Origin of the sequence: Actinomycetospora soli, assembly GCF_021026295.1 — a bacterium.
Classification (GTDB): Bacteria; Actinomycetota; Actinomycetes; order Mycobacteriales; family Pseudonocardiaceae; genus Actinomycetospora; species Actinomycetospora soli.
Window position 1 is genome coordinate 437,219 of the sequence record NZ_JAJNDA010000002.1, and the last position, 25,798, is coordinate 463,016.

The 25,798-nt window shown below is 75.7% G+C and carries 23 protein-coding genes; 13 read left to right on the forward strand and 10 right to left on the reverse strand.

The features are described from left to right. Positions 1-39 precede the first annotated feature (39 nt). A complete protein-coding gene (locus LN037_RS04625; RefSeq protein WP_230750255.1) occupies positions 40-513 on the forward strand; it encodes an SdpI family protein in 474 nt (157 codons plus the stop codon). 13 nt (positions 514-526) lie between these two features. Here LN037_RS04625 and LN037_RS04630 read toward each other — a convergent pair whose 3' ends face one another. After that, positions 527-1,054, reverse strand: a complete 528-nt coding sequence (locus LN037_RS04630; RefSeq protein ID WP_230750257.1) for a DUF427 domain-containing protein — start codon at positions 1,052-1,054, stop codon at positions 527-529. Positions 1,055-1,134: 80 nt separating this feature from the next. Further along, positions 1,135-1,740 carry a YqgE/AlgH family protein gene (locus LN037_RS04635; RefSeq protein ID WP_230750259.1) on the reverse strand — a complete coding sequence of 202 codons (606 nt, stop codon included), beginning with the start codon at positions 1,738-1,740 and terminating at the stop codon, positions 1,135-1,137. A gap of 143 nt (positions 1,741-1,883) precedes the next feature. Here LN037_RS04635 and LN037_RS04640 point away from each other — a divergent pair, with 143 nt between their 5' ends. Beyond that, the gene (locus tag LN037_RS04640) at positions 1,884-3,353 is read left to right on the forward strand and encodes an MFS transporter (protein ID WP_230750261.1); all 1,470 of its coding nucleotides are present in this window, start codon (positions 1,884-1,886) and stop codon (positions 3,351-3,353) included. Positions 3,354-3,919: 566 nt separating this feature from the next. Here the strand turns inward: LN037_RS04640 and LN037_RS04645 are convergent. After that, positions 3,920-5,338, reverse strand: a complete 1,419-nt coding sequence (locus LN037_RS04645; protein WP_230750408.1) for a CCA tRNA nucleotidyltransferase — start codon at positions 5,336-5,338, stop codon at positions 3,920-3,922. A 194-nt stretch (positions 5,339-5,532) separates the two neighbouring features. On the opposite strand from LN037_RS04645, the gene LN037_RS04650 reads away from it, so the two are divergent. The 9 genes from LN037_RS04650 to LN037_RS04690 all read left to right on the forward strand — a co-directional run bounded on the left by LN037_RS04650 (position 5,533) and on the right by LN037_RS04690 (position 17,262). Next, positions 5,533-6,018, forward strand: coding sequence for an NUDIX hydrolase (locus tag LN037_RS04650; RefSeq protein ID WP_026204159.1), 486 nt, complete (start codon positions 5,533-5,535; stop codon positions 6,016-6,018). Then, a complete protein-coding gene (locus tag LN037_RS04655; protein WP_230750264.1) occupies positions 6,015-8,294 on the forward strand; it encodes a hypothetical protein in 2,280 nt (759 codons plus the stop codon). The genes LN037_RS04650 and LN037_RS04655 overlap by 4 nt, the downstream gene beginning before the upstream one ends. Next, positions 8,291-10,789, forward strand: a complete 2,499-nt coding sequence (murJ, locus tag LN037_RS04660; protein ID WP_230750266.1) for a murein biosynthesis integral membrane protein MurJ — start codon at positions 8,291-8,293, stop codon at positions 10,787-10,789. Before LN037_RS04655 ends, murJ begins: the two co-directional genes overlap by 4 nt. Before the next feature lie 166 nt (positions 10,790-10,955). Then, positions 10,956-13,013 carry a hypothetical protein gene (locus tag LN037_RS04665; protein ID WP_230750268.1) on the forward strand — a complete coding sequence of 686 codons (2,058 nt, stop codon included), beginning with the start codon at positions 10,956-10,958 and terminating at the stop codon, positions 13,011-13,013. A 78-nt stretch (positions 13,014-13,091) separates the two neighbouring features. Beyond that, positions 13,092-13,754, forward strand: coding sequence for an RNA polymerase sigma factor SigM (gene sigM / locus LN037_RS04670; protein ID WP_230750270.1), 663 nt, complete (start codon positions 13,092-13,094; stop codon positions 13,752-13,754). Beyond that, complete coding sequence (locus LN037_RS04675) at positions 13,751-14,422, forward strand: RsmA family anti-sigma factor (RefSeq protein WP_230750271.1); 672 nt, start codon at positions 13,751-13,753, stop codon at positions 14,420-14,422. Before sigM ends, LN037_RS04675 begins: the two co-directional genes overlap by 4 nt. A gap of 58 nt (positions 14,423-14,480) precedes the next feature. Further along, positions 14,481-15,494, forward strand: a complete 1,014-nt coding sequence (gene trxB, locus LN037_RS04680; protein WP_230750273.1) for a thioredoxin-disulfide reductase — start codon at positions 14,481-14,483, stop codon at positions 15,492-15,494. A 35-nt stretch (positions 15,495-15,529) separates the two neighbouring features. Then, positions 15,530-15,856 (forward strand): thioredoxin, encoded by a 327-nt coding sequence (trxA, locus tag LN037_RS04685; protein WP_230750275.1) that lies wholly within the window; start codon positions 15,530-15,532, stop codon positions 15,854-15,856. Positions 15,857-16,101: 245 nt separating this feature from the next. After that, positions 16,102-17,262: an N-acetylmuramoyl-L-alanine amidase gene (locus LN037_RS04690; protein WP_230750277.1), complete on the forward strand. Its 1,161-nt coding sequence runs from the start codon at positions 16,102-16,104 to the stop codon at positions 17,260-17,262. Positions 17,263-17,332: 70 nt separating this feature from the next. On the opposite strand, the gene LN037_RS04695 is transcribed toward LN037_RS04690, so the two are convergent. Next, complete coding sequence (locus LN037_RS04695) at positions 17,333-18,007, reverse strand: GNAT family N-acetyltransferase (RefSeq protein ID WP_230750279.1); 675 nt, start codon at positions 18,005-18,007, stop codon at positions 17,333-17,335. A gap of 219 nt (positions 18,008-18,226) precedes the next feature. Between LN037_RS04695 and LN037_RS04700 the strand changes: the two genes are divergently transcribed. Both LN037_RS04700 and LN037_RS04705 read left to right on the forward strand, forming a co-directional pair. After that, positions 18,227-19,630 (forward strand): aminotransferase-like domain-containing protein, encoded by a 1,404-nt coding sequence (locus tag LN037_RS04700; protein WP_230750280.1) that lies wholly within the window; start codon positions 18,227-18,229, stop codon positions 19,628-19,630. Between the two features lie 47 nt (positions 19,631-19,677). Continuing rightward, the gene (locus LN037_RS04705) at positions 19,678-20,640 is read left to right on the forward strand and encodes a D-alanine--D-alanine ligase family protein (protein ID WP_230750282.1); all 963 of its coding nucleotides are present in this window, start codon (positions 19,678-19,680) and stop codon (positions 20,638-20,640) included. A 59-nt stretch (positions 20,641-20,699) separates the two neighbouring features. On the opposite strand, the gene LN037_RS04710 is transcribed toward LN037_RS04705, so the two are convergent. The 6 genes from LN037_RS04710 to yidD all read right to left on the reverse strand — a co-directional run bounded on the left by LN037_RS04710 (position 20,700) and on the right by yidD (position 25,709). After that, the gene (locus LN037_RS04710; RefSeq protein ID WP_230750284.1) at positions 20,700-21,752 is read right to left on the reverse strand and encodes a ParB/RepB/Spo0J family partition protein; all 1,053 of its coding nucleotides are present in this window, start codon (positions 21,750-21,752) and stop codon (positions 20,700-20,702) included. Continuing rightward, complete coding sequence (locus tag LN037_RS04715) at positions 21,749-22,645, reverse strand: ParA family protein (protein ID WP_230750410.1); 897 nt, start codon at positions 22,643-22,645, stop codon at positions 21,749-21,751. The genes LN037_RS04710 and LN037_RS04715 overlap by 4 nt, the downstream gene beginning before the upstream one ends. A 149-nt stretch (positions 22,646-22,794) precedes the next feature. Continuing rightward, positions 22,795-23,520 (reverse strand): 16S rRNA (guanine(527)-N(7))-methyltransferase RsmG, encoded by a 726-nt coding sequence (gene rsmG, locus LN037_RS04720; protein ID WP_230750285.1) that lies wholly within the window; start codon positions 23,518-23,520, stop codon positions 22,795-22,797. 43 nt (positions 23,521-23,563) lie between these two features. Beyond that, entirely contained in the window at positions 23,564-24,112 is a 549-nt protein-coding gene (locus LN037_RS04725; protein WP_230750287.1) for a Jag family protein, read from the reverse strand. 131 nt (positions 24,113-24,243) lie between these two features. Continuing rightward, on the reverse strand, positions 24,244-25,362 hold the full coding sequence (gene yidC / locus LN037_RS04730; RefSeq protein WP_230750289.1) for a membrane protein insertase YidC: 1,119 nt from the start codon (positions 25,360-25,362) through the stop codon (positions 24,244-24,246). Next, a complete protein-coding gene (gene yidD / locus LN037_RS04735; protein ID WP_230750291.1) occupies positions 25,356-25,709 on the reverse strand; it encodes a membrane protein insertion efficiency factor YidD in 354 nt (117 codons plus the stop codon). The genes yidC and yidD overlap by 7 nt, the downstream gene beginning before the upstream one ends. Between the last annotated feature and the right edge of the window lie 89 nt (positions 25,710-25,798).

Consider the following 25,798-nt stretch of genomic DNA (forward strand, 5'->3'; position numbering starts at 1 on the left):
CAGGACCGGCGATTCGACCGTCGAGCCTACTCTGGAGGCATGGTCGTCCCCGTGCTGGCCGCCGTGCTCATCCTCGCGAGCCTCGTCGTCGCCGTCGTCGGAGTTCTCGCCGCGACCCAGCGGCTGCCCCGCAATCGCGTGATCGGTGTGCGCACGGGCTGGACGATGGCGCGCATCGACGCCTTCCGGCGGGCCAACCGGGTCGCCGCCCCCGCGTTCACCGGGGCGGGCGTGCTGGGTCTCGTCGCGGGCGTCACCGCGCTGCTCAGCCCCGTCACGGTCGCGGCGGTGACGCTGCTCGTCGTCGGGGCCCTCGGCCTCGTCGTGCTGTTCGGGATCGGCGGCGTCCTCGGCGGGCGCTACGCGGAGGCCGACCGGGCGGCCACCCTCGAGGCGGAGAACCGCCCGGTGCAGCCCTGTTCCGTCCCCGTTCCGGACGACGGGTGTGGTCCGGAGACGCGCTCGGCCTGCGCCGGGTCGTGTGCGATCTGCCCGAAGGGCGCGGGCGCGTAGGGGTCGGCCCGACTCACCAGCCCCAGGAGCCCGGCCCGCCCTTGAACGGGCCCACGACGTCGGCGGTGATCCACCCGCCGTAGAAGCCGCCGGGCTGGGGCTGCACGCGCTCGCCGTCGAGGGTGATCTCGTCGAACGGCGCCGGGTAGAGCGCGACGCGGTCGGCGAGCTCGGGGTAGGTCGCGCTGACGTCGCCCTCCGGGTACCACCACCCGACGTCGGACAGGGTCGCGCCGGGCACGGACCTCCCGTCGCCGCGCTCGCCCACCACGACGTCCACGTACCGCGCCGTGCCCTTCCACTCGCAGACCGTGCGGCGCTGCGCCGGCCGGAGCACACCCTCGGTGAAGGCGGTGCGGGGCAGGTAGAAGGTCGGCGGGTGGCTGGTCTCCAGCACGCGGACGAGGTCGTCGGTGTCCACCACGACGGTGCCGGCGTGGGTGATCACGCAGCGCCGACGGTCCGGCTCGGTCCGCGGCGGGCGGGGGTAGTCCCACACCGACTCCTGCCCCGGCCCGGGGGTCTCACGCGTGATCCGCACGCCGGACGACGCTACGCCGGGCGCGGGCCCCTCGCCGTGGCGGACGAACGCAGCGACGGGGCTCGGTCCCGCGACGGGGCTCAGTTCCGCGACGGCTCCGACACGTGGGTGGCGAGCAGCGCGAGCGGCACGCCCTGGCGGCGCAGGACGCCGCCCCAGAGGTCGTAGCGCGCCGGGGCGAGCACGTCGTCGGGCAGGGCGGGCACCACGTACCAGTCGCCGCGCCCGATCTCGCCGGCGAGCTGCCCGCGGTCCCACCCCGAGTAGCCCGCGAACACCCGCAGGCCCCGCACGCGCGGGGCGAGAGCGGCCGGGTCGCCGTCGAGGTCGACCAGCGCCACCGGCCCGCGGACGCCGACGACGCCGGGGGTGCCCGCCGGGTCCTCCCCGGTGCGCAGCGCGGCGAGGCACAGCGCCGTCTTCTGCTCGACCGGCCCGCCGACGAACACCGCGCTCGGCCGGCTGATGTGCGGTCCCCACGTCGGCAGGACGTCGGAGACGGCGACCTCGCTGGGACGGTTGAGGATCACGCCGAGCGTGCCCTCCCGCCGGTGGTCGATGACGAACACCACCGTGCGCGCGAAGTTCGGGTCGGTGAGGGAGGGCGCGGCGACCAGGAGCGTGCCGGCCTCCACCGAGTACGCCGACCGCTCGGCGGGTTCACCGCGGGTTCCCTCGGCCACCACCCCATCGTGACACCACCGCCGTGCCCCGGTCAGCCCGACCGGCCGCGGACGCGGTCCGCGTCACCTGACCGGACGGAGGGGGCCGCCGGACGGGCGACCACCACCCTCCCGGTCGTGCGGAGGTCCGCGTAGCGTGGGTCGTCGTGCCCGTTTCGACCGACCGGAACCCGCCCGCGCGGCCCGGCCGCGCCCGGCGTCGGGAACTCGCCGCACACCCGGGATTCCTGCGGCTGCTGTCCATCCGGCTCGGCGCGCAGTGGGGCGACGGCGTCTTCCAGGCGGCCCTCGGCGGCGCCGTGCTGTTCAACCCGGAGCGTCAGTCCGACCCGGTGCTCGTCGCGCTCGGCCTCGCCGTCGTGCTGCTCCCGTACTCGCTCGTCGGCCCGTTCGCGGGGGCCCTGCTCGACCGCTGGGACCGGCGCCGGGTGTTCGTCGTCGCCGGCGCGCTGCGGGCCGTCCTCACGCTCGCGACGGCCGCGGTGGTGGCGGCCGGGGTCACCGGCCCCGCCCTCTACCTCGGCGCGCTGGCGACGATCGGGGTGAGCCGGTTCGTGCAGGCCGGGCTCTCGGCGGCGCTGCCGCACGTCGTGGTGCCCCGGCGGCTGGTGGCCGCGAACTCGCTGGTGACGACGAGCGGCGCGATCGCCGCCGCCCTCGGCGCGGCCTGCTCGTTCGTGCTCACCGGGCTCATCGGCGCGGGCAACGTGCAGTCCGGGATCGCCGCGGCGGCCGCGGTCCTCGGGTCGGTGGTCATCGTCGTGGTGGCCGTCGGCATCCGGCGGGGCTCGCTCGGGCCGGACGACCCCTCCGAGGCCGCACAGGCGGTCCGGGCGGTGGCCCTCGGGCTCGCCGACGGCGCGCGCGCCGCCCGGGAGGCACCGGGCGTGGTGGCGGCGTTCTGCGCGGTCGCGACGCACCGCCTGGCGTTCGGGGTCGCGACGCTGGTGATGCTCCTGCTGATGCGCAACGGCCTCACCGACTGGGGGCCGCTGCAGGCCGGCGTGGCCGGGCTCGGCGAGACCGTCGTCGCGGCCGCGGCGGGGCTCGGGGTGGCCGCGGTGGTCACCCCGTGGCTGACCGCGCGCATCGGGCGCCCCGCGACCGTGCGCGTGATGCTCGCCCTCGCCGTCGCCGCCCTGGTGACCCTGGGGCTGCCGATGGTCCTCCCGACGATCCTCGCGGCGGCGTTCGTCCTCGGTCTCGTGGGCCAGGCCATCAAGCTCTGCGCGGACGCCGCGGTGCAGCGGGAGGTCGACGACGCCCGCCGCGGCCGAGTGTTCGCGCTCTCCGACACGGTCTTCAACGTCACCTACGTCTCGGCCGTCGCCGCCGCCGCGCTGCTCAGCCCGCCGGACGGCCGGTCGGTGACGCTGGTGCTCCTCGCCGCCGGGCTGTACGTGCTCGGTCTGGTGGTCCACGAGATCGCGCTGCGCCGGGGCGTGCCGGTCGGGGACACGCGCGGCCCGGACGGCGGGGCCGTGGTGCCCGCTCAGGGCGGCAGCCACCCCGAGGTGTCCTCGTCGATGACCGCGTCGGCCGTGCCGTCGGCGTCGGTGTCGGCGAGCAGCACGTCCCAGCGACCCTCCGGCGCCACCGGATCCGACGAGGCGTAGGCGCTCTCGGCGCGCCCGTCGCCGTCGTGGTCGACCAGCACCTGGTCGGCCCGCCCGTCGCCGTCGAGGTCGCAGACGACGTCCCGGCGGTCCGTCGGGCCCAGCTGCGCCCACCCGCCGTCGGGCACGCCGTCGCCGTCGGTGTCGAGCACCGCGACGGTCGAGCCGCGCCGTCCGCGGAGGTCGGTGAAGGTCACCGTGGCCGGCGCGTCCCACACCCCGCGGCCGGAGGGGTCGGCGTAGGCGCGCTCCGGACGCCCGTCGTCGTCGAGGTCGAGCACCGCGCGGTCGGCCGTGCCGTCGCCGTCGGTGTCCCACAGGGCGTCGTCGACCCGCCCGTCACCGTCGAAGTCGAGCGCGACGGCGTCCGGCGCCCCGCCGCCGAGCGCCCGGTCGGCCGGTGAGCGGTGGCGGTGGACCGGCCCGTCGCCGGTGCCGAACCGATAGGTGATCACACGGGTTCGGACTCGGCGCGCGGCCGATCGGTTCCACGCCGGGCCGACGATGCGGAGATCCTGCCACTGGACGACAGCAACGACGCTTTCCTGCCACCCCGGGGGGAGGGATCAGGAGTCGAGGATCCCCTCCGCGCGGGCCCACGCCAGCAGCTCCGCCTCGGCCTCGTCCCGGTCCAGCGGCCCGCGCTCGAGGCGCACGTCCTTGAGGTGCCGCCACGCCTTCCCGACGACGGGTCCGGGCTCGACCCCGAGGAGCTCCATGATCGCGTTGCCGTCCAGGTCGGGGCGGACGCGCGCGAGGTCCTCGGAGGCGGCGATCCGGGCGATCCGCTCCTCGAGGTCGTCGTAGGTCCGCTGCAGCGCGGCCGCCCGCCGCTTGTTGCGGGTCGTCGAGTCCGAGCGCACCAGCTGGTGGAGGCGGTCCAGGAGCGGCCCCGCGTCGGTGACGTAGCGCCGCACGGCGGAGTCGGTCCACTCGCCCTTGCCGTAGCCGTGGAAGCGCAGGTGGAGGAAGACGAGCTGCGACACGTCGTCGATCAGCTGCTTCGGGTAGCGCAGCTCGCGCAGCCGCTTGCGCGTCATCTTGGCGCCGACCACCTCGTGGTGGTGGAAGCTGACGCGGTTGCCCGGCTCCACCTTGCGGGTGGCGGGCTTGCCGATGTCGTGCAGCAGCGCGGCGAGGCGCAGGGTCAGGTCCGGACCGTCGGTCTCCCGGTCGATCGCCTGCTCCATGACGGTCAGCGAGTGCTCGTACACGTCCTTGTGCTGGGCGTGCTCGTCGATCTCGAGCCGCATCGCGGGCACCTCGGGCAGCACGACGTCGGCGAGGCCGGTGTCGACCATCAGCTCGATGCCGGCCCGCGGGTGCGCGCCGAGCAGCAGCTTCGAGAGCTCGGCCTGCACGCGCTCGGCGGTGATCCGCGCGAGCTGCGGCGCCATCGCCGTCATCGCCTCGCGGACCCGCGGGGCGACGGTGAAGCCGAGCTGGGAGACGAACCGCGCGGCCCGCAGCAGGCGCAGCGGGTCGTCGTCGAAGGAGCGCTCCGGCTCGATCGGCGTGTCGAGGACGCCGCGGGCGAGGGCCGCGAGGCCGCCGCAGGGGTCGACGAAGGTGCGGTCGGGCAGCGAGACCGCCATCGCGTTCGCCGTGAAGTCGCGGCGCACCAGGTCGCCCTCGACGGTGTCCCCGAAGGCCACCACCGGGTTGCGGGAGACCCCGTCGTAGCTGTCCGCCCGGAAGGTCGTGACCTCGAGGGTCACGCCGTGGCGCGCCAGCCCGATCGTGCCGAACTCGATGCCGGTGTCCCACACGGCCTCGGCCCACCCGGAGACGATCTTCTTCACCCGGTCCGGGCGCGCGTCGGTGGTGAAGTCGAGATCCGTCGAGTCGCGCCCGAGCAGGGCGTCGCGGACGCTGCCGCCGACCAGGTACAGCCGGTGCCCGGCGTCCGCGAACCGACGACCGAGATCGTCGGCGACGGGGGAGTAGCGCAACAGCTCCACCACGGCAGTCTGACCGGCGTCCACGGGCTCGTGCTGCTCGTTTCCGGCCTTCCCGACGACGGACGTGGGGGCCTGGGAGGCGGTCGGGGATGGTGCGGGCACGGCGGGACAGCCTATCGCGCGGTCGGCTCCACGCCCGCCACCACCACCGTGTGAGCGGGCCCCGCCGGGCCTCGTCACGACCCCGTCCGCGGGCCGGGAGGCCGTACCATCACGGAATGCCCCCGTCGCCACGCCGACCCGCCGACCGCCGTCGGCGCGGTCCGCGGCGGCGGATGCGGACGGTCGACGAGTTCTCCGCGGGCGGCCTCGTCGTCGACGCCGAGCGGGGCTGCGCCGCCCTCATCGGGCGGCTCGACCGGCGCGGCCGCCTCCTGTGGTCGCTGCCGAAGGGCCACATCGAGGAGGGCGAGACCGCCGAGCAGGCGGCGGTGCGCGAGGTCGAGGAGGAGACCGGGATCATCGCGGCCGTGCAGGCCCCGCTCGGCAGCATCGACTACTGGTTCGTCGCCGAGGACCGGCGCGTGCACAAGACCGTCCAGCACTTCCTGCTCGCGGCGCGCGGCGGGGAGCTCTCGGACGCCGACGTCGAGGTGACCGAGGTGGCCTGGGTGCCGCTGACCGAGCTCGGCTCGCGCCTGGCGTACGCCGACGAGCGTCGGCTCGTGCGGCTGGCGGCGGAGATCCTGGAGGAGTCCGCGTGATCGCAGGAGGGGCCCGCCGGACCCTCCTGCCCCTCGTGGTCGCGGTGCTCGTCCTGCTCCTGGGCGCCGCCGGGTGGGCCCCGGCCGCGCGCGCGGCCCCGGACCAGGGACCCGACCCGTCGTCGGGACCGGTGGCGCTGGCGCTCGACCTCACCCCCCGGGTGGTCGGGCCGGGGACGACCGCGCTGACCGTCACCGGCCGGCTGACCAACCGCGGCCCCGTCCCGGTGCGCGACCTCGGCGTCCGGCTGCAGCGGGGCGCTCCCGTCGTCGCCGACCGCGAGGCCGACCGCGCCCTAGCCGGCGGGATCTCGCCCGACCCGACGGCCGTGGCCCCGCCCCTCACCCCCGTCGCGGCCCAGCTCGACCCGGGCGACTCGGTCCCGTTGACGCTGCCCGTGCCCCTGGCGGCGCTGGCGCTGCCCGGCCCCGGCGTCTACCCCGTCGTCGTCGAGGTGAACGGCACCCCGGGCACCGGTGCCCCCGAGCGGGTCGCCGCGGAGCGGTTCCTGCTCCCCGTCGCCGGTCTGCCCGGGCGGCCCGCCGCGGCACCCGCCCCCACGACGGTCTCGCTGCTCTACCCGCTCACCGACCGCCCGCGGCGCCTCGCGGTCCCGCCCGGGGCACCGACGCTGCTCGCCGACGACTCCCTCGCCGCCTCGTTCGCCCCGGGCGGGCGCCTCTCCGGCCTCGTCGACGCCCTGCCGCGGGCCGCGCCGCTCGGCAGCCCCGCCGCGGCCGCCACGTGCCTCGCGGTGGACGCCGACCTCCTCGAGACCGCCCGGGACATGAGCGCGGGCTACCAGGTCGCCAGCCCGACCGGGCCGCGTCCCGGGGTCGGCGCGGCGGTCGCGGGCCGGTGGCTGGACGCGGTCCGCGCCGCCGCCGTCGGGCGCTGCGTCGTCGCGCTGCCCTACGCCGACGCCGACCTGCTCGCCACCAGCCGCGGCAACATGAGCGACCTGACGACGGCCGCCCGCACCCTCGGGGCGCAGCGCACGGCCGCCCTGCTCGGGGTCACCCCCGTGCCCGACACCACCGTCCCCGCCGGCGGGCTCCTCGACGAGCGCAGCCTCGCCGACCTGGCCGTCGGCGGCGCCCGGGCGCTCGTGGTCGACGGCGCCACCCTCACCGACGGCGTCCCGCCGGGCGGGGTCGGCCGGTTCGCGGGCGGGGCCGGCGGGAGCAGCCCGCTCGCCGTCGCCACCGATCCGCTGGCGGCCCGGGCGCTCGCGCAGAGCCCGGCCGACCCGAACGGCACCGCCGGTGGCTCGACGGTCGCCGACGGGGCGCTCGCCACCCAGGACGCCCTCGCCGTCGTCGCCCTCCGCGCCCTCGAGCCCCTCGCCGTGCCCGCCCCGGTCGTCCTCGCCCCGCCCGCGGAGTGGGCCGTCGACGGGGCCGCGGCGTCCGCGCTGCTCGCGGGCGTGGACGACCTCGCGCGGCAGAACCTCGTCGTCCCCGCCGACCTCGGCACCCTCGTGGCCCGGGCGGCCGTGAACCCGGCCACTCCGGCGGTCGCGCTCGGGCCGGGCGACCGGGCGGCCGTGTCCGACCAGTCGCCCGCGGTCCTCGACGAGATCCGGGCGGTGCGCGACGACCAGCGCGACCTGCTCGCGGCCAGCCGCCAGGACCGGGCGGGCGCGCCGACGCCGACGGACTACCTCGAGCCGCTCACCGGGGCGCTGCTGCGCAGCCTCTCGGCCGCCGGCCGCGGCGACCCGGCGCTGCAGCGGGCGGCCGCCGACGACGTCGCGGCCCAGATGCGCACGCTGCGCGGCATGGTGCGCGTGATCCAGCCCGCCGGGACCTACTCGCTCGGGTCCAGCGACGCCCCGCTGCTGCTCACCGTGGAGAACCAGCTCCCGGTGGCGGTGGACGTCACCGTCGCGCTCGAGCCGACGCCGGGCGTGCGCGCCTCGCCGGTCACGGTGCGCCAGGTGCCCGCGTTCGGCAGCTACCAGTTCCAGGTCGCGCTCGACGTCGAGCGCGCGGGCCAGTTCACGATCGACGCGACCGCGCGTACCCCCGGCGGCGAGTCGCTCGGCCCCACGGCTCGTCTCCTGCTGCGATCGACCGCCTACGGCACGATCACGGTGTGGTTGACCGCGTCCGCAGCCGTCGTGCTGGTGATCCTGGCGAGCCTGCGGGTGGCGCTGCGGGTCCGCGCGGCGCGGCGCGACCGTCGATCCCGGCGCAGGCGACGCCCGGGGACGACGCCGGACGGCCGGGATTCCCGGACGACGGACGACGACCGCACCCTGCAGGCGCGATGAGCGCCCGCCCCGGAGGGCCGGGTCCCGGCGCCGACACGTCCGCCCAGGACCCCGACGGCCACGTCGTGGTGCCGCCCCCGCCCGCCCCGGTCGACGAGCCCGCCCGCCGGCCCCCGGGTCCGCCCGGTGACGACCCCGAGGCCCGCACCCGCCCCACGGCCGCCCGGCCGCAGGCGGGGCCGCCGCCGTCCGCGCTCGCACCCGTCGGCCCGGACGCCGCACCGCCGCACCGTCCCGGCCCGCCCCCGCCCGCCGGTCGACCGGCCGGGCCGACCCAGGGACCCCCGCCGGGAGCCCCGGGTCCGGCCGGACCCCCCGGCCCGCCGCCCGGACGGCCCGGTCCTCCGCCCGGGGCCCATCCCGGGCCGCCTCCGCAGGCGCCCGGTGCCCCGCCGCGTCCCGGGCACGAGCGCGACCACGATCATCGAGCAAACTCGGCGCCCGACCGGCCCGGCGGACCGCTGCAGGTGCTCGGTGACCACGGCCCGGGACGCCCGCGCGGTGGCCCGTCGTCGGGCACGCCGCAGGCCGCCGTGCCGCCGCTCGGTGCCGCGCCGATGCCGGGGCCGACGCCCTCGCCCGGCCCGATGCCGGCGGGCCCGGTGCCGCCGGCCCGCACGCCCGACCCGGGCGCCACCCGTCCCCTCGCCGCCCGGGACGCGGTCACCGTCCCCGCCCGCGCGCTGCCGGTCGAGGAGCACCCGACGACCGGTCGTCCGCCCGCGCGCGTCGAGGAGGCGACGACCCGGCTGGGCGCGCTGCCCGGCGTCGACGCCGCGACCGTGCGGGCGGCCCCGCTGGCCTCATGGACGGTCGGCGACTCCCGCGACGAGACCGTCCTGCTGCCCCGTCCACCGCTCGAGCAGGACGCGCCCGCGGTCCCGGCCCCGCGCGCCCCGAGCGACGACCGCGACGACTCCTCGCTGGTCAAGGCGTCCGGCGGGATGGCGATCGCGACCCTCGTCAGCCGCCTCACCGGCTTCCTGCGCACGCTCGCGCTGGCCGCGACGATCGGTCTCGAGCTGGTCGGCAGCGCCTTCCAGATCGCGAACACGCTCCCCAACATCATCTTCGAGCTGCTGCTCGGCGGCGTGCTGACGAGCGTCGTCATCCCGGTGCTCGTGCGGGCCGCGAAGGAGGACGGCGACGACGGGGACGCCTTCGCGCAGAAGCTGCTCTCCGGCGCCGCGGTGGCGCTGCTGGTGGCGACGACGATTGCGACGGTCGCCGCGCCGCTGCTCGTGCTGCCCTACATCGAGAACGAGGCCTACCGCCCGCTCGCCACCGACTTCGCCTACCTGCTGCTCCCGCAGATCTTCTTCTACGGCATGGGCGCGCTGTTCGGGGCGATCCTCAACGCCCGGGCGGTGTTCGGACCGGCGGCGTGGGCGCCCGTCCTCAACAACGTCGTCGTGCTGGTGGCGCTCGCCGTCTACTGGTTCCTGCCGAGCCCGCCCGACGGCGGGATCTCGACCACCCAGCTGCTCGTCGTCGGCGTCGGGAGCACGCTCGGCATCGTCCTGCAGGCCGCCGTGATGCTGCCCGCGATGCGGCGCACCGGCTTCCGCTGGCGCTGGCGCTTCGGCTGGGACCCCCGGCTCACGGCCTTCGGCGGCCTGGCCGCGTGGGTGATCGGCTACGTGATCATCTCGCAGGTCGGCCTCACGGCGATCCTGCGCGTGGCGTTCTCCGCCGACCCCGGCGGACCGTCGGTCTACTCGAACGCCTGGCTGCTCATCCAGGTGCCCTACGGCGTGCTCGGGGTGTCGCTCCTGACCGCCCTCATGCCGCGGATGAGCGCCGCGGCGGCGAACGGCCGGCTCGACCAGGTGGTCGCCGACCTCTCCCTCGGCTCCCGCCTGTCCACCGTCACGCTGCTGCCGGTCAGCGCGATCCTCACCGTCTTCGGGTCGCAGCTCGGCGTCGCGATGTTCTCGCTCGGCCGCTCCGGCGGGGCGTCCGCCGCCACGCTGGGCATGACGCTGTCCGCGTCCGCGTTCGGGCTCCTGCCCATGGCCGTGACGATGCTCCAGCTGCGCGTCTTCTACGCGATGGCGGACGCGCGCACGCCGACGTTGATCATGATCGTGATGACGGTGGTCAAGGTGCCGCTGGCCTACCTCTGCCCCGTCCTGCTGCCACCCGACCAGGTGGTGCTCGGGCTCGCCGCGGTCAACGCCTTCGGCTTCGTGGTCGGGCTGGTGGTCGGCGACGTCTGGCTGCGGGTGCGGCTCGGCCGGCTCGACACCCGCCGGGTGCTGCGCACGGTGCTGCTCACCGGCCTGGCGTCCGTCATGTCCGTCCTCGTCGCGGTCCTGCTCGTGACCCTGCTCGAACGGCTGCTGCCCGGCGGCGGGACGGTGGCCCGGGCCTGGCTCACCGTGGGCGTCGGCGGGGTGGTGTCCCTGCTGGTGCTGGTGGTCGCCATGCGCCTGCTGCGCGTGCCCGAGCTGGATCCGGTGGTCACGCGGCTGCGCCGCCTCGTCGGCCGCTGACCCCCGGTCGGGTCGGACCCGACGCCCGGACGGGTTGCGTGCCGGTGACGGGGGTCGCGCCCGGGCCCGCGTCCACGACGACGGGCCCCGAGTCCCGTAGTCTCGCCGGTGACGTGCTCCCCGCGGGGAGCGGTGGCGCGGGTGGGGCGAGCCCGGAGGTGACGGGGTGGACGAGGCGGCGACCGCGCGGCGCGTGCCGGGCCCGTCCACCGGACGCCCGGCGTCCGGCGCGGTGGCCGACCCGACCGAGGGTGCCACCCCCGCCGAGACGCCCGGAGCCGCCACGACGGGGTCCGCCGCGAGCGGCCCGACCACGAACGGCTCCCCGACGAACGGGTCGCCCACCAACGGGTCGCCGACGAACGGCTCTGCTGCGGACGGCCCCGGCGCGAACGGCTCGGCCACGAACGGAGCCGCCGCGGAGCGCCGGGAGACCCCGGCCGAGGAGCCGTCCACCCCGGCCGCGACCCCGTCGCCCGCGCCCGCAGACGACGCCCCGACGACCGCGGTGCCGCCGGTCGCCCCCTCCGGGACGGGCATCGACGGCCCCACCACCTTCCTGCCCGACGGTGCCCGGCGCGGCGGCACGGGCGGTCGTCCCGGGAACCGGTCGTCGACGCCGGCCCGCGGCTCACGCCGCCCGAGCCCGCCCCCGGGCCCGCGCCCGCCGTCGTCGGGCCCCATCCCCGTCGGCCCGCGCGGCGCCCTCGTGCCCGGCACGGTCATCGCCGACCGCTACCGGCTGGTGGCCGAGGTCGGGCGCGACCTGGCCGCCGACGCCGCCTTGTGGAAGGCCCGGGACACGACGCTCGAGCGCGACGTCGCGATGACGCTGCTGGTCGGGGGCTGGCAGGCCGACGCCCGCGCCTCCTCCGCGCTGTCCCGCGCGACCCGGTCGGCGCACTTCGCCCACCGGAACGCGGCCCGCGTCCTCGACGTCATCCAGCCCGGCTCCAGCCGTCTGCCCGGCGGTGTCCTCGGCGCCGCCGTCGCCGAGTGGACCCCGGGCCGTGACCTCGCCGAGCTCGTCGCCGGCGGGCCGCTCTCGCCCAGCGCGGCGCTGCGCGTGGTCGAGCCGCTCGCCCAGGCGGTGGCGGACGCGCACCGCGCCGGGCTCGTCCTCGGGCTGGACCACCCGCAGCGCGTGCGGGTCACGGCCCGCGCCAACGCCCGGCTCGCGTTCCCCATGCCGCGTGGCGACGCCGAGGTCGACGACGACGTCCGCGGCCTCGGCGCGATCCTCTACCTGCTCCTGACCGGCCGCTGGCCCTCCAGCGACGGCGCCACCCCCGCCGGGCTCACCGCGGCCCCGCGGACCGCCACCGGCGGGATCGCGCCGGTCCGGGACCTGCGGCCCGCCCTGCCGGTCGGGCTCGCGGCGCTCGTCGACCGCACGATCGACGCCTCCGGCGGGATCCGCACGGCCGCCGCGGTGCACGGCCTCGTCCGGCAGCTGCGCGAGGGCGCCGAGGACGACGGCGTGCTCCTGCCCCTCACCGAGGACGGCGTCCAGCTCGCCGAGGACGACGGGGCCGTCTGGCACCCCGACGACGAGGACGGCGACCGCCCCGACCCCGACACGCGCCGCAAGCTGCGGATCGGCGTCACGCTCCTGGTGGTCGCGGTGCTCGCGATCGTCGCGTTCGTGGCCTTCCAGGCGGTCTCGCTGCTCGGGGGCGGCCCCTCCTCGGGACCGCCGCTCGTCATCCCGACGTCCGCCGCCCCGGCACCCGCGCCCAGCCAGGCCCCGGCGCCCGCGGTCCCGGCCGTGCCCGCCGCACCCGGCGCCCCGGTGCAGCTCGCGAGCATCGCCGTCTACGACCCGTCCGGGAACCCCGACAACCCCGACCGCGTCGGGCGCGCCGCCGACAACGACCCGTCCACGACGTGGTCGACGTCGGACTACCGCCAGCAGTTCCCCGCGCTGAAGCCGGGCATCGGGCTGATGACGACGTTCCGGACGCCGAGCCGGCCCACCCAGGTGATCGTGCGGTCCCCGAGCCCGGGCACGACGATCGAGGTCCGCTCCGCCGCCGCGCCGAACCTCCCGCTGGCGCAGACGCAGCTGCTCGGCACGGGCACCGTGTCCGGGGACACCACCACGATCCCGCTGCAGGCCGGGGCACCCACCTCGAACCTGCTCGTGTGGATCACCGCGCTCGGGCAGTCCGACGGGCAGTACGCCAGCGAGATCTCCGAGGTGACGGTGATCGGCGGGCCCTGAGCCCGTGCCGGTCCCCGCTCGCGCGGGTTCCACGAAAGCGCCCCTGCCCGCCGGACGGGCCGCCTAGCGTCGGCGACCGTGGCCGACACCCGATCCGACGAGGCGCTGCTCGCGGCGCACGTCGCGGGGGACCCGACCGCGTTCGAGGAGATCGTCCGGCGCTACTCCGAGCGGCTCTGGGCGTTCGCGACCCGCATCCTGCGGGACTCGCACGACGCGGCCGACGTCGTCCAGGAGGCCATGATCTCGGCCTACCGCAACGCGGCCCGGTGGCGCGGCGAGGCCACCGTGAACACCTGGCTGCACCGCATCGTCCACCACGCGAGCCTCGACCGGCTCCGCCGACGGCGCACCCGCCCCGCCGAGCCACTCACCGACGCCGTCGACGTCCCGCTGCACCGCGACCCGATCCTCGACCGGGAGCGTGCCCTGGCCGTCGAGGAGGCCCTGGGGCGGCTGCCGCTGGCCCAGCGCGCCGCGGTCGTCCTGGTGGACATGGAGGGCATGACGGTGGCCGAGGCCGCCGCGGTGCTCGAGATCAAGGAGGGCACGGTCAAGAGTCGCGCCGCGCGGGGTCGCTACCGCCTCGCCACCCTGCTCGGCCACCTGCGGCCGGAGTTCGACACCGCCCCCGAGGAGCGCCGGGGCCCGGCGGCGAGAATCGTCGGGAACGAACCGGGGGTCGGCGACGTCCGAGCCCCGGGAGGCCGGATGCGCAGCCCGTCAGGAGGGGACCGATGACCGACCCGGCCCCCGGCGCGCGCGCCGGGGACGTCCCCGACGCCGCCCTGCGCCACGGCGAGGGCGACGGCCCCCGTCCCGGCGAGGAGGAGCTCTTCGCCGCCCTCGACCGCACGCGCGCCGACCTCGCCGCCGCCCCGCGCCCGGTCGCCCCGGAGGGCCTCACGGGGTCCCTGCTGGCCGCCGTGGCCGCCGAACGGGACGCCCCGGACCGGCCGCCCGCCCGACGACGGGTGCCCCGGCCGGGTCGGCGGTGGGCCGCCACCGCGGCCGTGGGTCTCGTCGCCGCGGCGGCCGCGGCGGTGGCCGTCGTGGTCCTCGGGCCGTCCGGCGGCGGTCCCGTCCCGCCCCCGGCGCCGACGGCGGCCCCCACACCGGGTGCACCCGTCGTCCTGACCTCGGCGGACCTGCCGCAGGCGCTCCGGTCGGGCCTGGGCGGCCGGGACGGCACGCCCGACCCGGCCGCGCGCGCGTCCTGCCTGGTCGCGCACGGGCTGCCGGCCGGCACCGTCCCGGTCGGCAGCCGGGCCGTGGTGCTCGACGGGCGACCGGGCACGCTGTACGTGCTCACCACCGGAGTGGCCGCCCGGTTCCGGCTGCTCGTCGTCGGCCCCGGCTGCGCGCCCGGGACGCCGGACACCCTCGGCGACGTCACGGTGGGCGGGTGAGTGGGCCGGGCGACACGGCGTGGGGAATCCTGGGGCCGTGGGCGACGTTTCAGCGGACGTGAGTGAGCAGACCATCCACGACGTCATCATCGTGGGTTCCGGACCGGCGGGGTACACCGCGGCGACCTATGCGGCCCGGGCGCAGCTCGACGTCGTGGTCTTCGAGGGCAGCCAGTTCGGTGGTGCCCTCATGACCACGACCGAGGTCGAGAACTACCCCGGGTTCGTCGAAGGAATCATGGGCCCGGAGCTGATGGACCAGATGCGCCGCCAGGCCGAGCGCTTCGGCGCGGACCTGCGCCCCGCGGACGTCGACGGCATCGACCTGTCCGGCGAGGTCAAGACGGTCACCGTCGGCAAGGAGCGGCACTCCGCCCGCGCCGTGATCCTCGCCATGGGCTCCGCGCCGCGCTACGTCGGCGTGCCCGGCGAGGAGCGACTGCTGGGCCACGGCGTGTCGGCCTGTGCCACGTGTGACGGGTTCTTCTTCCGCGACCACGACATCGTGGTCGTCGGCGGCGGCGACTCCGCCATGGAGGAGGCCACCTTCCTCACCCGGTTCGCCCGATCGGTCACGATCGTGCACCGCCGCGAGGAGTTCCGGGCCTCCGGGATCATGCTGGAGCGGGCGCGCACCAACGAGAAGATTCGCTTCCGGACGAACGCCGTGGTCACCGAGGTGCTCGGCGAGAACTCCGTGACGGGGGTCCGGGTGCGCGACGTCGTCACCGGCGAGGAGGACACCCTGGAGGCGACCGGGATGTTCGTGGCCATCGGGCACGACCCGCGCTCGGAGCTGGTCGCCGGCCAGGTCGACCTCGACGACGAGGGCTACGTCCACGTGGCGCACCCCAGCACCTACACGAACCTCCCCGGCGTGTTCGCCTGCGGCGACCTCACCGACAAGACCTACCAGCAGGCCATCACCGCGGCCGGCAGCGGCTGCACGGCCTCCATCGACGCCGAGCGCTGGCTCGCCGAGAACCCGGCGACCGCCGTCCCGGACACCTCGCCCAAGCCCGGCGCCGGCACCGAGCTCACCCCCGAGCTCGACGCCGTCCCGGCGCACTGAACCCGTCCCGATCCGTACCTCCGGAAGGAGCCCTCATGGGCAGCCCGATCAACGTCACCGACTCCACGTTCTCGGACGAGGTGCTGAACAGCGACAAGCCGGTCGTCGTCGACTTCTGGGCGACCTGGTGCGGGCCGTGCAAGATGGTCGCCCCGGTGCTCGAGGAGATCGCCCAGGAGCACGGTGACAAGATCACCGTCGCCAAGCTGGACATCGACCAGAACCAGGCGACCGCGCGGGACTACCAGGTCATGTCGATCCCGACCATGATCGTCTTCCAGGGCGGCAAGCCGGTGAAGCAGATCGTGGGCGCCAAGCCGAAGGCCGCGCTGCTCAACGACCTCTCCGACGTGCTCGGCTGACCTGCCGCACGTTTCCCGACGCCGGGTCCGGACCTCGTCCGGGCCCGGCGTCGTCGTGTCCGGGGTCGCCCGAACCCGAACCGTGACCCTCCGGCGCGGGCCCGATGCCGGGTGTGTGCGGGGCGGCAGGGCACAATGAGGCTCGGGTGAAACCGACGCAGTCCACGTCGGCGGTGCGACACCGTTGCCGCCTGCGCGGGATCGGCCTCACCGCCGCAGTGACCGGACAGGACGGGAGCAACCGAATGCAGCTGCTCAGCCGCGGCGACACCGGTCCGGCGGTCGCCGAGGTCCGCGCAGCGCTCGAGGGTCTGGGCCTGCTCGAGCCCGCCGACGCGGCGCACTCCGTGTTCGACACGGCGCTGTTCGACTCGGCGCTCGAGGACGCGGTCCGCGCGTTCCAGCAGAACCGCGGGCTGATCACGGACGGTGTCGTGGGCCCCGCGACCTACCGTGCGCTGCGCGACGCCCGCTGGTCCCTGGGCGACCGCATGCTCTGCCTGCAGATGACCAACATGATGACCGGCGACGACGTGTTCGCCCTCCAGGAGCGCCTGCTCGAGCTGGGGTACGACTCGGGGCGCGCGGACGGCGCGTTCGGGCGCCAGACCGAGCAGGCCCTGCGCAGCTTCCAGCGCGACTACGGGATGGCCCCCGACGGCATCTGCGGGCCCCGCACGCTGCGCCACCTCGGCTACCTGGGGCGCAAGGTCACCGGCGGCCGTCCGGGCCTGCTGCGCGAGCAGGAGCGGCTGCACCGGGCCGGGCCGCGCCTCTCCGGCAAGCGCATCGTGATCGATCCGGGTCACGGCGGTGCGCACCCCGGCGGCGCGATCGGCGACGTCACCGAGGCCGGCCTGGTCTCCGACATCGCCCGACGGCTCGAGGGCCGCATGTCCGCGGCCGGCATGGAGGCCCTGCTCTCGCACGGCCCGCAGGACTGCCCGAGCGACGCCGAGCGGGCGGCCTTCGCCAACTCGGCCGGCGCCGACGTGGTGCTCTCGCTGCACGTGGACGCGAACCCGAGCCCGGCCGCGAACGGGCTGGCCGCCTTCCACTTCGGCACCGGCACCGGCGCGACCTCCACGGTGGGCGAGGCCCTCGCGGGCTACATCCACCGGGAGCTGCTCGCCCGCACCCGGATGACCGACTGCGGCGTGCACCCGCGGCCCTGGGAGCTGCTGCGGCTGACCCGGATGCCCGCCGTGCGGGTGGAGATCGGGTACCTCACCAACGCCGCGGACCGGGCGGCCCTGCTCGACCCGGCGTTCCGCGACGTCGTCGCCGAGGGGATCCTCGTCGCCGTGAAGCGGCTCTACCTGCTCGGGCAGAACGACAAGCCGACCGGCACGTTCACGTTCTCCGACATCCTCCAGCGCGAGGAAGGCAGCCCGATCGGCGCCTAGTCGTGCGCTCCGCGCTCGTGAGCACTGCCCGCGGCTGTAGCCGCCGGAAGTGCTCACGAGCCGCAGGCACCTAGCGTGGTGCCGGGGCACCCACGGGAGCCGCGGGCGCCGTCGTCACCGTGACGGAGCCGAGGAGCTGGGCGATCGCCGCCTCGACGTCCTCCTTCCAGGAGAACCCGGTGCGCAGCTCGAGGCGCAGTCGCGGCCAGCGGTGGTGCGGCGCGACGGTCTTGAAGCCGACGGCCCGCAGGAACGCGGCCGGCAGCACGCAGGTCGGCGAGTCCTCCGCCGTACGCCCGTGCGCCTCCCCGCGGGGCCGGCCGGCGGCGTCGCCGAACGCCTCCAGGGCCTTCACCCCGCGCCGCGAGAGGTCCCGGACGACGTCCTGCACCAGCAGGCGCCCGATCCCGACCTCGGCGAAGTCCGGCACCACGTGCAGCCCGCACAGCAGGACGGCGTCGGCGCCCACCGGGGCGGTGGGGAAGGCCGCGGCCCGCGGGACGGCGGCCGGCGGGGCGTAGAAGGCGTACCCGGCGGGGACGCCGTCGACGTGGGCGATGCGCCCGCACGAGCCCCACTCGAGCAGGACCCCGGAGACCCAGGCCTCCTTCTCCAGCTCGAGGGTGCCGAACTCCTCGGCCTGGCTGCCCAGGTGCGGGGGGAGTTCCCAGTACACGCACCGACGGCAGCCCTTGGGCAGCTCCTCGATGTTGTCGAGGGTGATCCCGACGCACTCTCGCGACACCGACACTCCCGTCTGCACTCCCCGCGGTCCGGCGATGGCATGCGTACTCTCCCGCGCCGCACTCGACAATACGGGCGGCCGGGTCGGGTGATCGGGCACCGGGGCAGGGGGAGCGGCGGATGGTCGACCCGGGGGGTGACGACGCTCGCTCCGGAGGCGGCGGGACGACGCGTACAGTCGCGCTGATCCTGTCGTGAAGATGATCACGGAGAGTCGCTGATGACGCCGACGCCCCCCGTCCCCCGACCCGACGCCCGTTCCGGGGCCGGCGCGGCGGCGGCGGGCGCAGCGGCGGCGGGCTCCACCGGCGACCCCCACTCCGAGCGCTACGCGGCCCGCACGGCCGGCATGACGGCCTCGGAGATCCGGGCGTTGTTCGCGGTGGCCAGCCGGCCCGAGGTCGTCTCGCTCGCGGGCGGCATGCCCAACCTCGCCGCCCTCCCGCTCGACTCGCTGGCCACCGAGGTCGGCCACCTCATCGCGGCGGAGGGCCAGGGCGCGCTGCAGTACGGCTCGGCCCAGGGCGTGCCGGTGCTGCGCGAGCAGATCGGCGACGTCATGGCCTTCGAGGCGGGCTCGCTGTCGGCGACCGGCGGCTTCGCGCCCGACGACGTCGTGGTCACCGTGGGCTCGCAGTCGGCGCTGGACATGCTGACGCGCCTGTTCGTCGACCCCGGCGACGTCGTGCTCGCCGAGTCCCCGTCCTACGTCGGCGCACTCGGTTCCTTCGCGGCCTACCAGGCCGAGGTGCGCCACGTCGCGATGGACGACGACGGGCTCGTGCCGGCCGCGCTGGAGGAGGCACTCCAGCGGCTGGTGCGGGAGGGACGGCGCGCCAAGTTCCTCTACACCGTGCCGAACTTCCACAACCCGGTCGGCGTCTCGCTCGCCGCGGACCGGCGCGGCGAGGTCGTCGAGCTGTGCCGCCGGTACGGGGTGCTGATCGTCGAGGACAACCCGTACGGCCTGCTCGGCTTCGACGGGCAGACCTACCCCTCGCTGCGCTCGCTCGACCCCGAGAACGTCGTCTACCTCGGCTCGTTCTCCAAGATCTTCGCGTCGGGGTTGCGGGTCGGCTGGGCGCTCGCGCCGCACGGCATCCGGGACAAGCTCGTCCTGGCCGCCGAGTCGGCCACCCTGTGCCCTCCGGCGTTCACCCAGCTCGTCGTCTCCCGCTACCTCGCCACGCACGACTGGCGGAGCCTGGTGAAGTCGTTCCGCGAGATGTACCGCGAGCGCTGCGAGGCGATGCTGGGCGCCCTGGAGACGCACCTGCCGGACGGCTGCCACTGGACCCGACCGCGTGGCGGCTTCTTCGTGTGGGCGACCGTGCCCGAGGGGGTGGACACGCGGGCGATGCTGCCCCGGGCCGTGTCCGCCCGCGTCGCGTACGCGTCGGGGACCGGGTTCCACGCGGACGGGTCCGGCGCGCGGCACATGCGGCTGTCGTTCTGCTACCCGCCGCCCGAGCGCATCGTCGAGGGCGTCCGCCGTCTCGCGGGCGTCCTGGACGGCGAGCTGGAGGTGCTGCGCACCTTCGGGCTCTCGGGGTCCGGCGCACGCCCCGCGCCGGGGACGTCGGGGACGCCGGGGCCGCAGGCCCCCTCGGTCGACACCGCCTGACTCCCGTCCCGACGGCGGGTCACGGCCCCGGACTAGGGTCCGGGGTCGTGATCGACCGCACCGTGGCCGTGCTCGCCGGCGGCCTCTCCCACGAGCGTGACGTGTCGTTGCGCTCCGGCCGCCGCCTCGCCGCCGAGCTCCGGGACGCCGGGGCCACCGTCGACGAGTGGGACACCGACGCCGCACTGCTCGGCCGTCTGCGCGAGACGCGGCCGGACGCCGTCGTCGTCGCCCTGCACGGCGGGGAGGGCGAGAACGGGGCGGTGCAGAGCGTCCTGGAGCTGCTCGGCGTGCCGTTCGTCGGCACCGACGCCCGGTCCTGTCGGCGCGCCCACGACAAGCCGAGCGCGAAGGCGGAGCTGGCCCGGGCGGGCATCGACACGCCGGAGTGGGTCGCGCTGCCGCACGCCACGTTCCGCGAGCTCGGCGCCGGCGCCGTCCTGGACGCGCTCGTGGCCCGGCTGGGGCTGCCGCTGATGCTGAAGCCCGACCAGGGCGGCTCGGCGCTCGGCGCCCAGGTGGTGCGCGACGCCGCCGACCTGCCGTCCGCGATGGTCGGCGCCCTCGCCTACTCCGAGACGGTCCTCGTCGAACGGTTCGTCGACGGGGTCGAGCTCGCGGTGTCGGTCGTCGACACCGGCGACGGCCCGGTCGCGCTGCCCGCGGTCGAGGTGGAGCCGCAGAGCGGCGTCTACGACTACACCGCGCGGTACACGGCGGGGCTCACCCGCTTCCACTGCCCGGCGCGGCTCGACGAGGCGGTGGCGACCCGCGTCGCGGAGACCGCCGTGGCCGCGCACCGCGCCCTGGGTCTGCGGGACCTCTCACGCACCGACGCGATCGTCGACCGGGACGGCCGGGTCCAGGTCCTCGAGGTGAACGTGTCGCCGGGCCTCACGGAGACGTCGCTCCTGCCGCGCGCGATCGAGGCGGCCGGACGGGACCTCGGCGAGGTGTTCGGGCTCCTCGTGGACCGGGCGGTCCGACGATCACCGGACCGCTCCGTCTGACCGTCGAGCGCAGGGGCGATCTCTGGGCGCCCTGAGATCGCCGCTGCGGCCCCGGAAGATCACTCCGAGGGTGAGGGGCCCGGGAGGCCCTTCTGGTTCATCAGCGCCGCAATGCGCTCCAGATCGTCCACCGAACCGAACTCCACGACGATCCGGCCCTTGCGCTGGCCCAGCTCGACCTTCACGCGGGTGTCGTAGGCGTCCGACAGTCGCTCGGCGAGGTCCTGGAGCCCCGGCGCGTGCAGCTTGCGGGCGGGGGAGCGCCGCTTCGCCGTCGGCTCCCGCTCGCCGCGCGCCAGCGTGACCGCCTCCTCGGCCGCCCGCACCGACAGGCCCTCGGCGACGATCCGGGCCGCGAGCTCCTCCTGCGCGGCCGGATCCTCCATCCCGAGCAGGGCGCGCGCGTGGCCGGCGGAGAGCACCCCGGCGGCGACCCGACGCTGGACGGCCACCGGGAGCCGCAGGAGCCGGATCGTGTTGGTGATCGCCGGGCGGCTCCGGCCGATGCGGTCGGCGAGCTGCTCGTGCGTCACGGCGAACTCGGTCAGCAGCTGCTGGTAGGCGGCCGCCTCCTCGAGCGGGTTCAGCTGGACCCGGTGGATGTTCTCGAGCAGGGCGTCGCGCAGCAGGTCGTCGTCCGACGTCCGACGCACGATCGCCGGGATGTGCGTCAGGCCGGCCCGTCCGGCGGCCCGCCAGCGCCGCTCGCCCATGACGAGCTCGTGCGTGACCTCCACCCCGGCGTCGCCCGGGACCGGACTCTCCAGCTCGCGCACGACGATCGGCTGCAGGAGGCCGAACTCCCGCACCGAGTGCTCGAGCTCGGCGAGCGCCTCCTCGTCGAACACCGACCGCGGCTGGCGGGGGTTCGCGCGGATGCCGTCGACGCGGACCTCGCGGTAGACCGCCCCCGCCACGGTGCCGCCGTCCCCGCTCGGCGCGGCCGGCGGCTCCGGCGCCCCCGTCGGGGCCTCGGGACGGCTGCGCTGCCCGATGACCACGTCCGCCGCGCGGCTCCCGACGCCGGGTCGTGCCTCGGGGGCGCCCTCGGGCGGTCCCGTGGGGATGAGGGCCGCGAGGCCGCGGCCGAGGCCTCCGCGTCGCTCGGTCACGCCGACTCCCCTGCGTTCGCTCCGGCCCGACGCTCGGCGACCGCCGCGCGCATGGCGAACTCACGGGCGGCGTCGAGGTAGCTCATGGCGCCCCGCGAGCCCGGGTCGTAGGTCAGGACCGTCTGCCCGAAGCCCGGCGCCTCGCTGACCTTCACGCTGCGGGGGATGACGGTGCGGAGCACGAGGTCGCCGAAGTGGTTCCGGACCTCGTGGGTCACCTGGTCCGCGAGCTTGGTGCGGCCGTCGTACATCGTCAGCAGGATGGTGGAGACGTGCAGGCGGGGATTGAGGTGCGACTGCACCAGCCCGATGTTGTTGAGCAGCTGACTCAGACCCTCGAGGGCGTAGTACTCGCACTGGATCGGGATCAGCACCTCGGGCGCCGCGACCATCGCGTTCAGCGTGAGCAGGCCCAGGGAGGGCGGGCAGTCGACGAGCACGTAGTCGACGTCGAGACGGTCGAGCACATCGTCGGAGAGCGCCTGCTTGAGGCGGGACTCCCGGTTCATCATCGAGACGAGCTCGATCTCCGCGCCGGCGAGGTCGATCGTCGCGGGCACGCAGAGGAGGTCCGAGGACCGGTCGCACACCTGGGCGGCCTGGTCGAGGGTGAGCTCGCCGATGAGGACCTCGTAGATCGACGGCGTCCCGCTGCGGTGGTCCACGCCGAGCGCCGTGCTCGCGTTGCCCTGCGGGTCGAGGTCCACGACGAGCACCCGGGCGCCGTGTAGCGCGAGGGCCGCGGCCAGGTTGACGGTGCTCGTCGTCTTGCCGACGCCGCCCTTCTGGTTCGCGACGGTGATGACCCGGCGGCGGCTCGGCCGCGGCATCCGGTGGTCCTCGGGGTGCAGCACGCGGGCCGCGCGGGCGGCCTCCTCGGCGATGGGCGTCATGCCGCCGCCGTCGCCGTAGATGACCTCGCCCGCACCGAGTACGCCGGCGCCGACCGTCGAGACGGCCTCGCTCACGGCCTCGCGGACCTTCTCGGCACTCCCACGGTCGGCCCGCGGGCGTGTTTCACGTGGAACGGCCTGTCCTTCGGTCACGAGGATCGATCCTTCCTGCCACGACCACGGCGCCCACCACCGGGACCCGAACCGGCTGCCGTCCGCCGTTCCGTCCGATGTACCACCACGATGTGCGTCAGTGCGTCTCCCGCGCCGGTGGTGACGACCTCGACGTCACCACCACCCGCCGCCCGGAGCTCCACGGCGTCCCGACGCACCTCGTCCTGGGCGCTGGCTCCCTTGAGCGCGGCCAGTGTCCCACCCGGCCGGACGAGGGGGAGCGACCACGCCGCCAACCGCCCCAGGGGGGCGACGGCACGCGCCGTGGCGACGTCCGACTCGCCGACCGCCCGCCGGGTCTCGCGCTCCTCGGCGCGTCCCCGCCGGACCACGACGTCCAGCCCGAGCGCCGCGACGACCTCCTCCAGCCACGACACGCGCCGCGCCATGGGCTCGAGCAGCGTGATCCGGAGGTCGGGTCGGGCCAGGGCGAGGGGGATGCCGGGGAGGCCGGCCCCCGACCCGATGTCGACGACCGTGGCGTTCTCCGGGATGACCGAACCCACCCAGGCCGAGTTGACGAGGTGCCGGTTCCAGAGCCGCGGCAGCTCGCGCGGCCCGATCACACCCTGCTCCCGTCCCGGCCCGGCGAGGAGTTCGGCGAACCGCGTCGCGCGGGGCAGCGCCTCACCGAAGAGCTCGACCGCCTCCGGGGTGGGCGCCGACGGGCCCTCCAGCCGGTCGTGCTCGCCGAGCGTCACGACCGGCCCCCTGTTCCACGTGGAACGGCGCCGGGCGCGGAGGTCACGACCGGCCGGGCAGGACGACCACGCGACGGCGCGGCTCCTCGCCCTCGCTCTCGCTGTGGACGCCCTCGACCCCGGCGACCGCGTCGTGCACGATCTTGCGCTCGAACGGCGTCATGGGCCGCATCTTCTGGCTCTCGCCCGAGTCCCGGACCTCCTCGGCCGTCCGGCGGCCGAGGTCGGTGAGCTCGGAGCGGCGGTGGGACCGCCAGCCCGCGATGTCGAGCATGAGGCGGTTGCGGGTGCCCGTCGACTGCTGGACGGCGAGCCGGGTGAGCTCCTGCAGCGCCTCGAGCACGTCGCCCCGCTGCCCCACCAGCTTCTCGAGGTCCTTGCCCCCGTCGATGCTGACGATCGCCCGGCCGGCCTCGACGTCGAGGTCGATGTCCCCGTCGAAGTCGAGGATGTCGAGCAAGCGCTCGAGGTAGTCGCCGGCGATGTCCCCCTCGCGCACGAGGACGTCCTGCGTGGACGCACCGGCCTCCGCCGTCGAGGCCGCGGTCTCGGTCCCGCCGGCCTTGCCGTCCGACTCGAGGGTCTCCGACACGGCTTGTCTCCTCTCGCCGGGGTCGCGGGGTGCGACCCCTCCGGACCCGGGCGCCGATCCTCTCGGGGCGAGGCACGGCCAGCGGGCGATGGTCGGTGATGACGGGGGCGCGGTCCCGCGTCCCCGGGGCGTCAGCGACGCTTCTTGGACTTCTTGCCCGGTCGCGACGACGCGACCTGGGCGTTACCGCGGTTCTTGGGCGCCCCGCCGTTCTTCGCGGCCGGCGAGTTCACCTTTCCCGGCGCGGCCCGGCCGCTGCTCTTGCCGGTGACCGGACGGGCACCCGGACGCGGCGTGCTCGGGGCGCTCTCGGTCGGGGCCTCGGACGGCGCGTCCGACGACTCGTCCGTCGGCGCGGCCTGACCGTGGCCGTTCCCGGCGCCGTTCGCCGCGGGGCGGGTCGGCTTCTGGCCGGGCTTCGGGGCGAGGAGGTCCCGCTGGGCGGCGGCGACCTCGCGCTGCGCCTGCTCCTCCTTGGCGATCCGGCTGTAGACGAAGTACTGCTGCGCCAGCGTCCAGGAGTTGTTGGAGAGCCAGTAGAGCAGGATCGCGATCGGGAAGAAGACACCGAAGACGAGCACGCCGAGCGGGAACAGCCACATCGTCAGCTTCTGCATGATCGCGGCCTGCGGGTTCGCGGCCGCGGCCGGCGACTGGTGGGCCGCGGAGACCCGGGCGGTGAAGTGGGTCGCGACGCTGGCGATGATCATCAGCGGCAGGGCCACCGGGATGACGTGCGCGTTGAACGAGCCGCCGAGCGAGAAGGAGCCGACCGCGGCGAGGTTGCCGCTGATCGCGTCGGACAGCTTCGCGCCGAAGATCGTCGCGTTGTCGAACGAGACGATGTCGGCGTAGCTGAAGACGTAGTTGTAGGCGTAGTCCAGCCGGAAGCCGCGGAGCACGTGGAACAGGCCGATGAAGACCGGGACCTGGACCAGGACCGGGAGGCACCCGCCGAGCGGGTTGACGCCGTGCTCCTTCTGGAGCTTCTGCATCTCCTCCGCGAGCTTCTGGCGGTCGTTCTTGTACTTCTCCTGCAGCTTCTTGATCTGCGGCTGGAACTCCTGCATCTTCCGCATCGAGCGGACCTGGCTGACGAACGGCTTGAACAGCAGCGCGCGCAGCGTGAAGACCAGGAAGATGACCGAGAGCGCCCAGGCGAAGCCGTTGTCGGCGCCGAACACGAAGCCGAACACCTTGTGCCAGAACCACAGGATGGCCGACACCGGGTAGTAGATGAAGTTCAGCACTTCGCTTGCTCCTCGCTGGTGGGGGCTCCGGCTCCCCGGGGGGCGGTGCACCCGGAGTCAGGGGTCTCCGGGCGACGACGACGGTGCGGGGGCACGGGGTCCAGGCCACCAGGGTGCCAGGGCGCGCACTTCAGCAGTCGCACGACGGTGAGAACCGTTCCACGCAGCAGGCCGTGCACACGCAACGCCTCGACGGCGTACGCGCTGCAGGTCGGGTGGAAGCGGCAGTGCGGCAGGAACATCGGGGAGATCCACCGCTGGTAGAAGCCGAGCACGGCGATGAGGACACGGGCGGCCGGCCCGGGCCGCGGGGGCGCCGTCGCCGCTCGGGTCTCGGTCCCGGTCACGTCGCCCCCCTCGGTTCCACCGCGTGTCCACGGTCCATGGTGCCCGTGGTGCGGGCCCGGGGCGAGGAGTCCGGAGCCGATCGCGGACC